Origin of the sequence: Winogradskyella litorisediminis (assembly GCF_042675765.1) — a bacterium.
Lineage (GTDB): Bacteria > Bacteroidota > Bacteroidia > Flavobacteriales > Flavobacteriaceae > Winogradskyella > Winogradskyella litorisediminis.
The window spans coordinates 190,107-207,441 of record NZ_JBHTJL010000009.1 but is presented as its reverse complement, the minus strand read 5'-3'; the positions used below and the strand labels follow the sequence as shown (position 1 = coordinate 207,441).

Annotated in this window: 11 protein-coding genes; 10 read left to right on the top strand and 1 reads right to left on the bottom strand. The window is 34.5% G+C overall.

The genetic code is table 11. The features are described 5' to 3' along the window. Window positions 1-114: 114 nt before the first annotated feature. The gene (locus ACFQ1Q_RS03305) at window positions 115-2,244 is read right to left on the bottom strand and encodes a T9SS type A sorting domain-containing protein (protein WP_386127959.1); all 2,130 of its coding nucleotides are present in this window, start codon (window positions 2,242-2,244) and stop codon (window positions 115-117) included. 429 nt (window positions 2,245-2,673) lie between these two features. On the opposite strand from ACFQ1Q_RS03305, the gene ACFQ1Q_RS03300 reads away from it, so the two are divergent. From ACFQ1Q_RS03300 to ACFQ1Q_RS03255, 10 genes are all read left to right on the top strand, one after another. Beyond that, window positions 2,674-4,248 carry a sulfatase gene (locus ACFQ1Q_RS03300; protein ID WP_386127957.1) on the top strand — a complete coding sequence of 525 codons (1,575 nt, stop codon included), beginning with the start codon at window positions 2,674-2,676 and terminating at the stop codon, window positions 4,246-4,248. Between the two features lie 116 nt (window positions 4,249-4,364). Next, window positions 4,365-5,795: a sulfatase gene (locus tag ACFQ1Q_RS03295; RefSeq protein WP_386127955.1), complete on the top strand. Its 1,431-nt coding sequence runs from the start codon at window positions 4,365-4,367 to the stop codon at window positions 5,793-5,795. Between the two features lie 10 nt (window positions 5,796-5,805). Then, on the top strand, window positions 5,806-7,551 hold the full coding sequence (locus ACFQ1Q_RS03290; RefSeq protein WP_386127953.1) for an endo-1,4-beta-xylanase: 1,746 nt from the start codon (window positions 5,806-5,808) through the stop codon (window positions 7,549-7,551). A gap of 1 nt (window position 7,552) precedes the next feature. Then, window positions 7,553-9,232: a sulfatase-like hydrolase/transferase gene (locus ACFQ1Q_RS03285; RefSeq protein ID WP_386127951.1), complete on the top strand. Its 1,680-nt coding sequence runs from the start codon at window positions 7,553-7,555 to the stop codon at window positions 9,230-9,232. Then, window positions 9,219-10,691 (top strand): sulfatase, encoded by a 1,473-nt coding sequence (locus tag ACFQ1Q_RS03280; RefSeq protein ID WP_386127949.1) that lies wholly within the window; start codon window positions 9,219-9,221, stop codon window positions 10,689-10,691. Before ACFQ1Q_RS03285 ends, ACFQ1Q_RS03280 begins: the two co-directional genes overlap by 14 nt. Then, window positions 10,688-12,337 (top strand): sialate O-acetylesterase, encoded by a 1,650-nt coding sequence (locus tag ACFQ1Q_RS03275; protein WP_386127947.1) that lies wholly within the window; start codon window positions 10,688-10,690, stop codon window positions 12,335-12,337. The genes ACFQ1Q_RS03280 and ACFQ1Q_RS03275 overlap by 4 nt, the downstream gene beginning before the upstream one ends. Before the next feature lie 131 nt (window positions 12,338-12,468). Then, the gene (locus ACFQ1Q_RS03270) at window positions 12,469-14,190 is read left to right on the top strand and encodes a Calx-beta domain-containing protein (protein ID WP_386127945.1); all 1,722 of its coding nucleotides are present in this window, start codon (window positions 12,469-12,471) and stop codon (window positions 14,188-14,190) included. A 27-nt stretch (window positions 14,191-14,217) separates the two neighbouring features. Then, window positions 14,218-14,562, top strand: coding sequence for a hypothetical protein (locus tag ACFQ1Q_RS03265; protein ID WP_386127943.1), 345 nt, complete (start codon window positions 14,218-14,220; stop codon window positions 14,560-14,562). 16 nt (window positions 14,563-14,578) lie between these two features. Then, complete coding sequence (locus ACFQ1Q_RS03260; protein WP_386127941.1) at window positions 14,579-16,000, top strand: cellulase family glycosylhydrolase; 1,422 nt, start codon at window positions 14,579-14,581, stop codon at window positions 15,998-16,000. Between the two features lie 17 nt (window positions 16,001-16,017). Then, window positions 16,018-17,256: a T9SS type A sorting domain-containing protein gene (locus ACFQ1Q_RS03255; RefSeq protein ID WP_386127939.1), complete on the top strand. Its 1,239-nt coding sequence runs from the start codon at window positions 16,018-16,020 to the stop codon at window positions 17,254-17,256. Window positions 17,257-17,335: the final 79 nt, after the last annotated feature.

The window sequence follows — 17,335 nt, the reverse complement described above, 5'->3', positions numbered from 1 at the left end:
CGCTGTAAGAATGCTTAATTGTTGAATTGTTGTAGTGTTAAAACGAGATAACTCAAATAAAAAAACCAGAGATTAATGTCTCTGGTTTTTTTATTCTTAAAAAGTATGGTTGCGCTATTTATCTATGATGATTTTCTCAACTGTGATTTTGTTGTCGCTAGATTCTATAATTAAAAAATAAAGGCCATTACTGTAAGCTGAGACATCAATTTTATCTGACGGTGAATCTATACTCATAACTTTACGACCTAGAGTATTGTACAATTGAATCGTATTAATTTTAGTTTTTGAGTTGATGTTAACCAGACCTTCAGTTAAAGTTGGATAAACTAAAACATCGCTTGTTGTCGTTAGGTCTTCAGTGCCTAAAGTATTAGCGATTGTAACAATATTAATACTATATGCAGGTATATTTAAATTTCCTGCTGTAGCGGTTTGGGTGTTAGAATTCCATGGTGAGGAATTATCTGCATAAGCTGTCGTTAATTCAGCCGTAATGTCTTCACTAAAGGTTTCAATAGTATAGTTGCCATCGTAAGCAACACCATCAATTTTAAAATTTAAAGTTGCTGCAACCGGTAATTTGTTTACTGCAAATATTTTATATTCTGTTCCTGTATTTACCGCTTTAGCGTACATACCATCTAAACCAGTCTCCAATTCTGGACCCGAGCTGTAAGCGTCGTAAACCTCGTTGTCTTTAAATACATCAAACAAAGAGGAGTACATGACACCCAATGCAGATAATTTCATTTGTCCGCCATCTAAAAAGGTCAATGTAGATTCTGAGTAGCTGTTGTTTTTCCATAGCATATGAATTCCGGCTTGCTCTACAATTCCTTCTTGATTTCCTTTTTCTAATGCTAAAAATACATCGGCACTAGCTAAAGTTTGAGTGAAATTAACAGGGATATCATCTGATAAAACGCCCCATTCTGTAACTAATGCAGATTTCCCTGGAAAATTTGTGCCAAATTTTGCAACACGCTCTTCTGTGATTTTATACGAATTCATCATGCGATATACCGTTGAGCCACTATATAAAAAGGCATTTGAATTATTGTAATTATGAAACGTTGCTGCTTCAAAATAATCATCTGTTTGCGTATATTGTTTTATAGTCTCGTTCCAGCTTCCAGAATAATAATAATCTTTTTCTAGACATACTGCTGCTTTTACATTTGGATTTACCATCTTTAACTGTGTGACCATATCAGTAGTATGAGCTATATATGAATTTACGTCAGTTACATTACCGCCTTGTTGGTCAGAAAAGAAATTTTCATTTCCTAATTCAATCCATTTTACGTCCAAGCCATCATTTAATCGACTTTGGTATCTGTTTTTAGAATCAGTTGGCGAATCTATTAATACATCAAACATTAAGGTAGACGACGCATTTGTAGTTAAACAGATATCCTTATATCCAGGATAGCCAAATTCAAAGGTAGTACTATGATTATTTATCGTGATACCGTTAGAGCCTTGTGGGTGATATTTATCTGTAGTCCAATTGTAATAATTGCCTACTGTACCACCTGGAAATCTAAAGTTAGTTTGCGGAAACCAATCATTAATAATTTGAAGTGTTTCTGGAGAACTCCATGAGTATCCGCCTTGATTTTCTAAAAATCTAAAATGTGAATTTGACGAAAGCAAATCATTATTAAAAACGTGTTTACTATTAGTGTCGATGTCTAAAGTATAAGTTGGGTTTGCAGGTACAGCATACGGAAATGCGAATTCCATGGCAGGTTTAATATGGGTTATCTCAGGATTTTTAATTTTCATAGTTCCTGTAGCACTCTGCATTACAAACTCAACTCTGAGTGAGTTTATACCTAAATTATTATACTTTTTTACAGCCACACCAACTTTATAAAATGTTCCTTCTGGATGCTCTGTCAAGTTTTCTGCAATTAAAAGAGAAGAAGTGCCTCCTTCGTATATTTTAACTCGAGGAGCTTTAAAAACGCGATCACCATAGACAATGTTTGTAATTTCAATTTCTGCGGTGATATATACAATATTATATGTGTTAGAAACAGGTACGTCTAAATATACGCCTCTAGTTCCGTTGGAAACGCCAGTAATGGTGTATTCATTTCCCGTCAGCGAAACTCCAGAACTACTTTCAGTCCATGAGTTGTTGTTAAAGCTTATATCCGTAGGTAATGTTTGACAGAGGACTGTCGAATGGATAGCTAGCAATAAGACGGTAATTCTAGTAAAAATCGTATTCATTAATTATAGATTTTATGATTGAAGTAAAATTAACGTATCTCCAGTTGATCAAAGTTTAAAAAACATCAAAAAAGGTCTGTTATTAATTATTTGCAGAGACAATGGTTTAGGTATAGAGCTGCTTTAATTTTATCCTATAAAAACCAAATTATTAATTATAAAAATTTAGTTTTTTTGTTTTTCTATCTTAATAAACTAACGAATATCACTGAAAAAGCGAGTAATTCTTTTTCAATTTAAGGGTAGAGCAATCCCTTTTAAATTAGACCTTCTGACGTTATCTAAACCTATTTTGATATAGATGAAACCTATATCTTACGCTATAAATATATATTTACAACATAAAATACGAATTGTTGTGTGGAACAATCTTGTAGTTACCCAACTAAACATAACGGTTCTTTAAAAGACATAATAAACAGAGTAAGTATGAAATTTAAAATTGTTTTAGCGCTGTCATTATTAGCCATGTTATCAAATTCATGTAAAAGCCAACAGGCAGAAAAAAGCATGAATTCTAAACAAGTAGCGCAAGCTAATACTTCCCAAAAAAATATTCTTTTTATAGCGGTTGACGATTTAAAGCCCTTGCTTTCTAATTATGGTGAAGCGCAAATGGTAACACCAAATTTTGATAGACTTGCAGAAATGGGTATGACTTTTGCAAATGCTCACGTACAGTATGCCGTTTGTGGGCCATCAAGAGCCAGTGTTATGACAGGTACAAATCCAGACCGTACGAAAGTTTGGGATTTACATACCGACTTTAGAAAGTCAGCACCAGATTTGGTTTCAATGCCAGAATATTTAATTTCCCAAGGCTACGAGAGCACAGGTGTTGGTAAAATTTATCATAAAGGTTCTTCGTCACCAGGACACGATGGTAAGAGTTGGAGCAAGCCTCATCAATTGCCCTCACCAGAAGGTAATCCTATGTTTAATGTGTATCAAGACCCACAGACCAAAGCAGAAATGCAAAAGCTAAAGGAAGAAGCGTTAAAAAAGGGAAAAAAGAAATATGGTCAATTTAGCAAATACATTTATAGTAAAATAAAACCGAGTAGTGAAGGTCCAGATGTGCCAGACAACCACTATCAAGACGCTGTATTTGCCGACACGGCGATAGAGCAAATGAAAGATATGATGAATGGTGGTAAACCGTGGTTTCAAGCTGTAGGTTTTCAAAGACCACATCTTCCTTTTAATGCTCCAAAAAAATACTGGGATTTATACAAGAGAGAAGATATTGAAGTTGCAAAATTTCAAAAATTATCTGAGGGAACACCACGCTTAGCGTTTCATAATTTTGGAGAATTGCGCTCTTACTCCGATATACCAAATAAAATAGATGTCGGTGAAGCTTTGCCAATCGAAAAACAAAAAGAATTAATACATGGCTACATGGCTTGTGTATCTTATATAGATGCTCAACTAGGTAAATTGTTAGATTTCTTAGAGAGCAAAAATGAGCTAGAAAATACGGTGATTGTACTTTGGGGAGATCATGGATTTCATCTTGGAGACCATACCGAGTGGTGTAAGCATAGTAATTTTGAGCAAGCAACGAGAATTCCTTTCATGTTTGCTGGTCCTGGTGTAGAGAAAAATCAGAAATCCAATCATCCTGTTAATTTGGTGGATTTATTTCCAACCGTTTTCGATTTGGCAAATGTGCCAATGCATCCACAATTAGAAGGAAAGTCACTTGTGCCATTATTAGACAACAATCCTTCTACAACAATAGATGTCGATTACGCACACCACCAGTACAGACGTGGTCCAAGAATGGGCTATGCTGTAAGAACAGAACGTTACAGATATACCGAATGGCATAAAAACGACTACAGAAGTTATGATAGTTATACGGAAGACAACATCGTAGCTAGAGAATTTTACGATTACGAAAAAGATCCATTAGAAACAAAAAATTTAATTAATGAGGCTGAGTATCAAAACATCGTTAAAGACTTAAAAGCAAAATTAAAGGCACATTTAACGAAATAGTATGGTTTAAAAAAAAGCGATGGTTTATTGTCGCTTTTTTTGGCATAATTTCTGAATTAAACCTAACAAAAAAAGAAAAGTCTAATTAGGCTAGATTATTAATTGGTTCTAAACTTATGAAAAAAATTGTATTATTTATCTCATTTTGCTTTTCGCTTTCGGTATTTGCCCAAGAGAATAATTCCACGAGCGTTAAGTCAACTCCAAATATTTTAATTATTCATACAGACGATTTAGGGTACCACGATTTAAGTTTTACAGGCTCTCAACTATACAACACAGATAATATAGACCAGCTAGCGGCAAACTCTATCAGTTTCACAAATGCTTACAGCAGTTATCCGCGTTGCACACCTTCGCGCTACGGAATGATTACGGGCATGTATCCTGTAAATGAAAACAAGGGAAACTTAGGAGCAATTCCAGAAGATAAAAATATGATTAAGCAATTTGTCAACGCAGGTTACAATACATCTTATGTTGGCAAATGGCATTTGGGAGAAGGTAAAAGTAGTCCTGAAAACTTTGGTTTTAACCACACTTACGCAGCAGGAAGAGCGGGAGGAATTGGTAGTAGATTCTATCCTTTTAATTATAACAAAAAAGGAAAACGCCATAAGGAACAAGTTGAAGATTTAGAAAAAGATGGAAAAGAAGGCGATTATGCTTCTGATTTGTTAACTGAGGAAACTATAGATTTTATAAAAAACAGCCCCAAAGATAAACCGTTTTTAGCTGTCTTAGCATACTATGCAGTCCATACACCAATTGAAGCCAAGCCAGAAGACGAAGCCCGAAACAAAGCGCAATTAAAATCTATTGATTTTGGTGATACACCGGAATACATCGAAGAAGGTAAAGGCAGACGCAAAATGCGACAAGATGATGCGGCTTATGCTGGTATGGTCGAAAATGTTGACTACAATGTTGGTCGTTTACTAAGCACTTTAAAAGATATGGGCATAGAAGACAACACCATTATTGTCTTTTCCTCAGACCATGGAGGTCTATCCAATGACGGTTATAAATGGAAACGCCATCTTGCAACAACAAATTACCCTTTAAGAGCAGGTAAAGGTCATTTGTACGAAGGCGGCATAAGAGTTCCTTTGTTTATAAAATGGCCAAAGCAATTAAAACCAAGAGTTGATAACGAATCCATTGTTTTAGGAATGGACGTTTTCCCGACTTTATTAGACTTGGCTATTGGTCAAAAAATAAATGGTGTTGACGGAAAAAGCTATGCTTCAGTTTTAAAAGATAACGACAACTGGAAGGATAGGTCTGTTTTTTGGATATCCAAAAAGGCAAGACCACATAGTACTGGCGATAGTAAAATGATAGCCGTACGTTCTGGTGATTATAAATTAATTCAACATTTAGAGACTAAAGAGGTAGAACTTTACAATCTTAAAAAAGATGTTTCCGAAGAAAAAAATCTTTCTGAAGAAGAACCTGAAAAAGCAGCAGAATTACTGAAGCTTTTACAAGATTGGAAAAAGAAAATGTTAGTTCCTGAGCGTTTAGAAGTTGGTAAGAAAAAGTAATAATAGACAAATGAAATATAGTTTTACAGTAATACTATTTTTTTTGATGGCTTTTGGATATGGCCAAATCTTAAATTCTGGTAAAGATTTAGTTAACCAAGAACAAATAGAATACTTAAATGTTAATAAAGAATTTGGTGAGATTACAAAAACCAAGGATACTAATGGCAATAGAATGTTTCAATTTGAAACAAAGACAGAACCAAAGTTTATCTGGAAATGCTCTTCGAGAATACCGCTTCAAAAACAGAATGTAAAAGAAGGTACACTTTTCTTATTGTCATTTAAAGCTAAGACTGTAAAAGCCAGCCTCGAGACTGGGGAAGCAAAGGCTTTAATTATATTTAAGCAAACAAAAGATTACAAAGGTAATATAGATTATACACAGAGTTTTTCTTCCGAATGGCAAACCTATTATCTGCCGTTTCAAGCAGACCGTAATATTTCTAAAGACGATTTAGGTTTGGTGATGCAATATGGTTTTAGACCGCAAGCTTTTTTAATAAAGGATATTAAGTTTCAAATTTTTCCAGAAGGAACACAATTATCCCAGCTTCCTAAAACAGAAATCACCTATGCAGGTATGGAGCCAGATGCTAAGTGGCGCAGTGATGCAAAAATGCGTATAGAAGCCATACGTAAAGGTAATTTTGCTTTACAATTCACTAAGGACGGAACGCCAGTATCTAATAAAGATGTTAACATAAAACTCGTTAATCATCTCTTTCCTTTCGGTGCAAGAATGGCTGCCGAAGACATTGTAAAGAATGCAGATGACTATAAAAACTTTAGAAAAGCCTTTAATAGCTTAGTGTTAGGTAATGATTTAAAAATAAAGCAATGGCAGAAAGAAAATAATCGTAAGATAACTTTAGAAGCTTTAGATATCCTTAAAAAAGATGGCTATCCGGTAAAAGGGCATGTTTTGGTTTGGCCAGGATTTAATTATTTAACCAAGGCTATTCGAGAAAACAAGGATAATCCAGAAAAAGTAACTCAGATTATTGAATCTCACGTTAATTCTATTTTAGACGCTACAAAAGGAAAAATTACGCATTGGGATGTAGTTAACGAAGCTTACACTAATAGAGATTTGCAGACTATAACTGGTAGCGAGCAGATTTTGTATAATGCTTTTTTAACCTTAGCAAAAAAACAACCAAGAGTGCGTCGATTCACTAACGAATATGGGATAATAAGTAAAGGTGGTACGGATACTCAAAAGCAACAATGGTATTACGACTTTATTAAACGAATCGACGAGAACACAGGTGGATTAGTACAAGGTGTTGGCATACAAAGTCACATAGGTAGCGATTTAACACCACCAGAACGCGTGCTTGAAATCTTATCGTTTTACGCGACACTCGGTAAGCAAATTAGTATTTCGGAATTTACAATGGATGTGCAAGACCCAAAAGTGCGCGAGCAATACACAAAAGATTTTATGATTGCAGCATTCAGTCATCCAAGTGTTTCAGAATTTTTGTTTTGGGGAAATACAGAAGATGGACGTAAAAAGTCAGATATCTTCGATGTTAATAATCAAATAGGTGTTATGGGAAAGGCGTTTTTCTCTTTAGTCTACGACGAATGGAAGACCAATTTAATTGGTACAACTAATGTAGACGGTTCACTTTCGGGTCGAGGTTTTTTTGGAACTTACGAATATTCATTTGTTCAAGATGGAAAGTTGGTGAAAGGGCATTTTCAACTAAAACCAAGACAGGCCACACCTATAAAAATCGAGCTTTAATATGAAGTTTTGGTTACAAGTTTTCATATGTTTTTTTTCCATATCATGTCAGTCACAAGTCGCGACAAATCCTGAGGTAATCCCTAATGACAAGCCAAATATTCTATGGATTGTTACAGAAGATATCAGTCCAACACTATCTTTTTATGGCGATAATACTGCAAAAACGCCCAACTTGGATGCTTTAGCTAAAGAAAGTATTGTTTATGAAAATGCTTTTGCTGTTGTTGGTGTTTGCGGTCCAAGTCGGTCGTCTATAATAACTGGAATGTATCCAACAAGTATAGGTACGCAGCACATGCGAACGGGAAAAGACATTCACTCATGGGGAAAACGCGTTTATTCCAAAAATACAGAAGCTATAGATTTAGATGGCAACAATATAATGGAATACTCGGCAGTAATTCCAGAAGAGATTAAGTGTTTTACAGAATACTTGCGTGAAGCTGGTTACTATTGTACCAACAATCAAAAAACAGACTATCAGTTTGCGCCACCAGTAACAGCATGGGACCAAAATAATACTAAAGCTCATTGGCGAAATGCGCCTAAAGGCAAACCATTTTTTTCGGTTTTTAATATAGGTACAACTCACGAAAGTCAATTATGGAAAAAAGCAGATTTACCACTTACCGTAAATCAAAAAGACGTAAATGTGCCACCATATTTGCCAGACAACGATGCGACACGAAAAACCATAGCAAGGCATTATAGCAATGTAGAACTTATGGATGCCGAAGTTGGTCAATTACTTAATCAGCTTAAAGAAGATGGGCTTTACGATAATACGATTATTTTCTTCTATAGCGACCATGGCGGTCCTTTGCCAAGACAAAAACGCGAAATTTATGATTCTGGACTAAAAGTTCCACTTATTATTAAAGGGGTAGATGCTAAAGTTGGCCGAACAGACCGTATGGTTTCATTTGTAGATTTAGCCCCAACAATACTTAGTTTAGCTGGAATAAAACCTCCAAAATATATGGAAGGTAATGCATATTTGGGAGCTTATGAGGCGAAGCCGCGCGAGTATATTTTTGCAAGCTCGGACCGTTTTGACGAATTTACGGATAGAATCAGAGCTGTGCGCAATAAACAGTTTCTTTATTTACGAAATGACTTTCCTGAGCTTACTAAATATAAAGATATTGGATACAGAAAAAATATCCCTATGATGACTGTTTTTCTAAATTTAAAGGCTGAAAATAAGTTAGATGACAATGAGAAAATTTGGTTTAATACAAAAACTAAAGAAGAGCTTTACGATGTAAAAGCAGACCCACATAATTTGAATAATCTATCTGAAAATCCAGAGTATGCATCAGCTTTATCTGAAATGAAAAAAATACTTGAAGCACATCTGAAGGGACGAAATGATTTTGGAGTACAAGCAGAAAATCAAATGATTGCAACCATGTGGCCAGATTATAATCAGCCTGTAACATTAATAGAAGATATTGAAATTAATGATGGACTTGTAACACTTCATTCTAAAACAAAAGGCGCTTCAATAGCCTACTTAATTTCAGACAAAAAACAAAATAAGTTAGATTTTAATAGCCCTTGGCAATTATATACAAAGCCTTTTCTAATAGCAAAAGGAAACTATATTTACGCTATTGCCCAACGAATAGGATATAAAGAAAGCAAAATAAATGAGGTATTATATGAAACTGAATAATTGTAAATGGCTGCTAGGTATTTGTCTTTTATTTTGTTTATCATGCAAGGAGAAACTGGCAGTAGCAGAAGTATCTAAGCCCAATGTACTTTTATTGTATATGGACGATTTGCGTCCTGAGCTGGCGAGTTACGGTGCTCAACATATCATTTCTCCAAACATCGATGCCTTAGCAGAGAAAGGTGTAAAATTTACAAATGCATACTGTAACGTGCCAGTATGCGGTGCATCTCGTGCAAGTATGCTTACAGGTATGCTTCCAACTAAAAATAGGTTTTTAAATTATAACACGTTTGTAGAAAAGGAAACACCAAAAGCAATAACGCTTCCGCAGTTATTTAAAAACAACGGCTATACAACAATTTCTAACGGAAAAATATATCACCATTTAGATGATAGAGAAGAAGATTGGGACGAGGTTTGGCGACCTTATGCTTTTGATACAAACGATTCGGGTTTATCACCAACCGACTATTGGCAATCGCTTTGGAAAGACTATCAATTACCAAAAAATAGAGAAGCGTATAAATTAACCAATACTGGTCCAGCTTACGAAAGTGCAGAAGTAAATGATTCTGTTTACATTGATGGTTTACTTACCGAAAAAGTGATACGTGATATTAGAATATTAAAAACCTCAAAACAACCATTTTTTTTAACAGCCGGATTCATCGCACCTCACTTACCGTTTAATGCGCCTCAAAAGTATTGGGATCTGTACGATAAAAACAAAATTAAACAACCAGAAAATTATAATTACATTCCTAAGAATGCTCCAAAAATGAGTATTAGCAACTGGCCAGAAATGCGAGCTTATTCTAATATTCCTAAAAAGGGACAAGTTTCGGATAGTTTAGCAATTAATCTTATACACGGTTATTATGCAACGGTAAGCTATACAGATGCTTTAATTGGCAAAATTTTAAAAGAATTAAAAGCACAAAATCTAGACAAAAATACTATTGTCGTGTTGGTTTCTGACCATGGCTATAATTTACAAGAGCACACGCAATGGGCAAAGTTTACGAATTATAATACCTCTACAGAAGTACCTTTGATTATTTATAATCCATTGACTGAAGAAAATGGGACTACCGATGCTTTGGTAGAATTGGTAGATGTGTATCCAACTCTCGCAGAATTGTGCAAACTTGAAGCGCCAGTTAATCAATTAGATGGCCAAAGCATGGTACCAATATTAAAGGATACTAAAGCTAGTGGAAAACCGCATGTATTGATTAAAAAAGGAAATGGATTTACATTAAAAACGAAAGATTTTAGTTATACCGAATATATCAATCCAAAAGACAATTCATTAATTACATCAATGCTTTACGACCATAAAGTCGATAAGAAAGAAAACGAAAATGTTGTAAATTATAAAAACTATGAGTCGGTCGTATCTCAATTAAAAAATATACTTCACTCAGAGTATAGAACGAATATTACAGGCGAATGAGAAAAATCCACGGATTACTAATTTTATTTCTCTTCATTACTTTTTTCTGTGATGCACAAGAAATGGAAGTAAAAAATACCAAAGTATTTTTACTTACCGGACAATCAAATATGGATGGTCGAGCAGATGCCAATGGCTTAAGTGAAGTTGATAAAGCACGATTAAAAAAGGCACAGCGAAACGTTACCCTTTACTATAATTTTGAAGAAGGAAAACCTTTAGACATTACCAAGGCACCACGGCACACAGCGAAAAAATTTAGTACAGATTATATCTTTGGGCCAGAATTATTTTTTGGTATAGAAATGTCTGAAAAATATCCAGATTATGACATTATTTTAATTAAACGTTCAAGAGGTGGCATGTCCTTATATGGCGCATGGAATCCAGATTGGTCTTTAGAAAAGGCAACCTTAATAAATGAGCAAAACCAACCAAAATTGTACAGTGAATTTGTATCGTACTCCAAAAGTGTGTTGTCTAAGCTTAAAAAAGATAGTTATGAATTATGTGGAATGCTATGGGTACAAGGCGAAAGTGATAGTGGTAAAAAAGGAGGACTAAAACCACGCGAAGCTTACGAAGACAATTTAAAAAACTTAGTAAGCGCAGTCCGTAGAGACTTTAAGCATCCAAAACTCCCTTATATAATGTTTCAAGTGGGACATGGAAAAGTGGTAGAAGGCATGAAAAATATTGCAAATGCAGATGATAATGTAGTTTTAATTCCGCAGGAAAAGAATAAAGATTCTAAGTTTTATTTTGAAAGAAATCCTCCGCCAATAGGACACTATGTTACCGAGGCCATGAAGAAAATCGGTGTCTATTTTTTTAAGTATTATGAAAACTTAATAAGATTTAGAAAAAAGAACCTTATTCCTTGGTCCATCGTTGGTTTTGATGTTAAAGAGCGCTCACCAAAAGAGCGACTTGAAATGTTAGAGCGTTTAGGCTACAGTCAATACGCATATGGTTATCGGCCTAAGCATATACCAACTATGAAGTTGGAGTGGGAACTCGCAAAGGAAAAAGATATAGAAATTAAAGCAGTATGGTTATACATTAACTTAGACAAAGACAAAGACAAAGTTGGAGCCTTAAAACCAGAAAAAGAAGTTGTTTTTAAAAACTTAAAAGACGTAGGATTAAAAACCCAAATTTGGGTTGGCTTTCAACCGACATATTTTGATAAGCTTACCGACGAAGAATCCCTAAAGCAAGCGGTAGCCATGATTGAATATCTTTCGCAACGTGCCGAAAAAATAGGTTGTAAAATAGCGCTTTATAACCATGGTGGATGGTTCGGTAAACCAGAAAACCAATTACGTATCATAAAAGCATTACCAAAACAAAACTTAGGTGTGGTATTCAATTTTCATCATGCACATGATACTTTGGAAAACTATTCACAAAACATTGTAAATCTGCTTCCTTATTTGTGGTGTGTTAATTTAAATGGAATGAAAGCCGAAGGGCCAAAAATTTTAACAATAGGTGACGGTGATAAAGAAAAAGAGATGATTAATCAACTCATAAATTTGGGTTACGATGGTCCTTTTGGAATTTTAGGACATGTAAAAGGAGGTGACCCAGAGCCTATTTTGAATAAAAATTTTACAGGATTACAACATCTAATGCATAAATAAATTTTTCCTAAACACCCTGAATTTCGAAGGTTTAAAGTAGGTTTCACAATTATCAAACCCAATACGACTATTATTAAACCATAGAAATCTAAATTTTTAGGATTTTTACAGTATCAAAAACTAAATCAGCCATGAAACAAAATACATACGTACTTCTAGCATTACTTTTGCTTTTAGTTTCTTCTTGTAAGGATGATGATAACGAAGTTAACGGAACTGGGATTGTCGAATTTTCACTTGAAAATTTAGCAGAAATTGAGAATGCTACAAGTAGTCTTAACGTTAATATTGGAGTCGATAGTTTTAACCACGGTGGCGGAACTGTTGATGTAACTATATCTGGAGGTGTTTACGGCACAGATTACGAAACTAGTCAAGGTGCGGATTTTTTTACTTTAGATATTGATGCTCAAAGCTTACTGGCAACGTTTAGCTTACAGCCAATTGACGACGAACTTATAGAAGAAAATCAAGATTTAACGATTACGCTGTCTAATGCAACAGGCAATCTTAATTTAGGCGACAATACAGCTTTAACGTTTACAATTATAGATAACGACGACCCTTTAATAGCAGTAGTTGGTTTTGAAGTTTCGCAATCTCAGATACAAGAAAATGCTACAGATAGCAACCAAATTAATATAGCTTTTAGTCAAGAAACTACAGATGGTGGTATTATAAGCATAACATCTTCTGGTGATGCTGTTTTTGGTACAGATTATTCAATCGTAGGTCAGACAACTTCAGATTTTGATTTGGTGATTCCGGCAGGAGCGACTTCAGCAAGTTTCGAAGTTCAATCTATAGATAATTCTGTCTTTGGTGCAGATAAAGATATAGTTTTTTCAATTTCAGGAGTTGATGGCGGTTTATCTATAGGAACAGAAACTACGCATACTTTAACTATAGAAAACGATGATTTGCCTCCAAATCCAATAATAGATTTTGATGCAACAAATACATTAACTTACAACGAAGATGCTGGAACGATAACTTTAAATTTTGAATTATCAGGCACAACAACTTCCGACGCTACAGTAGAGCTTACGACCTCTGGTGATGCAGATGCTTCAGATTTTAATTTTAATGGCTCTAACGCTAATCCGTTTGTATTAAATATTCCTTCGGGTTCATCCTCGGCAAGTGTTGATATTTCTATTTTAGATGATTCTGATATAGAACTAGACGAAACAATAACCCTAACCATATCTTCTGTTTCTGGCGGATTAGATGCAGGAGTTTCGTTACAATCTCAAACAATCACCATTACCGATAATGATTTTGTTCCGTTTAATTATGTAGAAACGTTCGAAAGTATTACTAACCTAAGCGATATAGGATACGAGACTGTTTTAATTGGCCAAGACCCAAGTTTCCCAAATGGTTCTGTATTAAAATATCATAACAAGGTAAACTCATACACTGATGTAAATGATGTTAGTTTAACGTCTGATAATGGAATGCAGATTTTTCATAACATCTCTGGCGGCGCAGGTATATTGGATCATATGGTAATAACTCAGCAGCTTGTTGGTAGCGGAAGTATGACTGTAAATTTAGACGTTGCTTATATCACAGGTATTAACAAAAATACTACAGAAATTACATATTATTATTCAGATACGTATTCTGGTTCTGGTTCGTTCGTAGAATCGGAGTGGAATGTTATGGGTACAGCAACAGCAGCAAGCTTAGATGCCGAAGGTATAGCTCGTACTCAATTTAAAAGAGAGGCGTTTACTATTAATCCAACAGGTAATTTCTATGTTGCCATTAGAGTATTCCAAGATGTGAATCCGGTTAACGACGTCGTGCAGTGGCGCTTTGACAATTTTCAAGTAAACAGTAATTAAAATATATTATAAATAACACGAAATATTATGAAAAGAATAATTTTTGCCCTTACCCTAATTCTTGGAGTTACAATGACAGGATTTGCTCAATCAGACAAAATTAAGGAGAAGGCAACCGAAAAAGTAGAGGAATTAAATAAAGAAATTGTTGCAGGTGATGAATCCTTAGCATTATCTGAAGAACAGAAAAAACAAGTTTACGATATTCATGTTAAGCGAATTATGGAGTATAGAAAGGTAAGAAAGGCAGGAGCTTCTAAAGAGGAGCAACAAGCAGTTCAAAAAAAATACTTCAGTCAGATATTTAAAGATGTTCTAACCAAAGAACAAATGAAAGCTAGAAAAGAAGGAAAGAAGAAACTGCAGGATTAGCTTAATTAGTCAATAAATGAAGCGCTTAAATTTATATTTCTTAATACTTTTTTCGATAACAAATTTTATTATCGATGCCCAACCTACGCCACACCAAATGGTTCAGTTAATGGGAAGAGGCATTAATATAGGTAATGTTCTTAGCGCACCAGTAGAAGGCAATTGGGCTCCTGTATTACAACAAACTTACATACAGGATGTAGCTTCTGCAGGATTCACTACGGTTAGAATACCGATAGATTTCTTTGGATACAGAACAACTGGTGATACCTCAATATACCCAAAAGCAGCTGGTACGCTTAGTAGTTATACTGGAAGTACAGCAGATTATATAATTGATTCTAATTATTTAAATCGAGTTGAGGAAGTGATTAATTGGGCGTTGGATGAAAACCTTATAGTTATTTTAGATTTTCATGGAAAAACGCTTAAAGAAGAATTTCTTGATACTTTCGACCAGGGTTTTGCACCAGCATCTTACACATATCCAGACTCGGCAAAACGCGCTGCAGATAATGAAAAATTTAGAGCTATATGGTCTCAGGTAGCTAACCGTTTTAAAGATTATTCATACAATTTACTTTTCGAAATTGTCAATGAGCCCTATTTTAGAATGTCTGCCGTAGAGATGAACATCTTAAATACGGATGTCATAAACATTATAAGGTCATCTGGGAGTAATAATGTGGATAGAAACATTGTTATAACAGGTGGCGGCGCCAATTCTTGGCAAGCCCCATTACAAATTTCATCTACAATTTTAAATAGTGATAATCACTTAATACCTACATTTCATTATTATAGACCTTTTAATTTCACAAATTCTTCTAGCCAACAACATACAGATAATGATTGGGGTAGTGCAAGCGATAAAGCTACAGTAGATTCAGAATTTGATCAAGTACAAACTTGGGCACAAAATAATAATGTTCCTATGTTTTTGGGAGAATTTGCAGCAGATAATGAAGGTGGTTATAATTATTTCACGCAAACTTATGGTGATTATGAAGGTCCAGATAATGCATCCAGAGTATTATATCACGAATATATAGCCGAAGCAGCAATTAGTAGAGGTTTTAGTTTTACGGCTTGGGATGCAGGTGACAGAGCAAATAAAACTATTTACAAAGTTACCGATAGAAGTTGGGTAGAAGATGTTAGAAATGCCTTACTCGGTAGTACACTAAGTAGTGAAATTTTTGGTGAAACAGCCAATTCTTTACAAGTATATCCAAATCCTATAAAAAACAGGCTTAACATTAAAAGCACTAAGCCTATTTCTTATATAGAAGTATTTGATTTTAATGGGAAGTATTTACTAAAGTTCGATAGTAGTAATATTATTGACTTATCAAATTTAGATATTGGTGTATTTTTACTTAAAGTCGTATATAAAGATGAAACGCTTCCAATATTTCAAAAAATAATCAAACAATAACTTTAAATTAATCTATTATGAAAAAAATTACATTTTTACTTTTTACAATCTTGCCTATGCTTGTCCTAGGCCAAGATGTCGTCTATGATTTTAACACAGACGGAGATTTAGAAGGCTTTACACAAGGTGGTATGTCAAATCTCACTGCATCAGGAGGTATTATCTCAAATGATACTTGGGCAGGAGGTTTTCAACAATTAAGAACACCTGCAGGTTTAAATTTAGTGGAATCAGATTATACGCTTTTAGGAATTCGCGTCGAAAATTCAACCGATTTTGAAACATGGCAAGTCGTTAATTACGATACTGGTTCTACCGCTGCTGGTCAAGGTGCTTTAGTAGATTTTACAATGCCAACAGTTGCTAACGGTACTGGATTCACCGATTTTATTATTGCAATACCTGTTAATCCAGATAATAGTGGAACAATCGATAGAATAGGTATTAGAGCAAAAGGAACTGTTACTACGGGTATTTTAAAAGTTGATAAGTGGGTTATTTTTAATGTTTCACCAGAGAATATTGTAACCAATGGCGATTTTGAATCTGGATTAACTCCTTGGACGTCTAGCGGACCAGAAGCAAATGCTGCGCTATTAGTACCCGGTAATGGCGGTGGAAATGCAGGTAGATTAGAGCTTAATGCGACTACTACATCAAACAACTTTTTAGACAACGTTATTTATGACTTTGGTGCAGTACAACCATCTCAAACAATTACCGTTAGTTTTGATATTAAGTCTAACAGAATAAATCTAGTACATCAAGTGTTGTTTGAAACATATTTAAGTGGTGTTAAAACTAACGAAAATACAGGCATAGTTTCTTCATTAGGTGCAGCAGATACATGGGAAACGATATCTTTTAATAAACCAATTGCTAACGATTTTGACCAAATTGTATTTCGTTATAAATTAAGACAAAACGGAAGCGACCCTGCAGCAAATAATTTAGATTATGTAGATATTGACAATGTTGTATGTAATATTACACCAGCTCAGGCGCTTTCTAATAATGATTTCAAGCAAACGTCTTTCGTGGTTTATCCTAATCCAGCACAAAATGTCTTAAATATTAAAGGTATTAATACTTTAAAAGAAGTAACGCTTTATGATTTAACTGGGAAATTAGTGCTTAAGAATACAGATTTAAGCAGTAATACTATAGATTTAAGTAATCTTAAAGTTGGAATATATATGGTTAGAATTATTGATGAGTTTGGAAATACATCCACTCAAAAAATAATGAAAAACTAATATTATCAATAGTTACTCAATATAATTTTAAAACTGAGTTTTCGCTCGTTTCGTTGAAATCTCAGTTTTTTTATTTGCA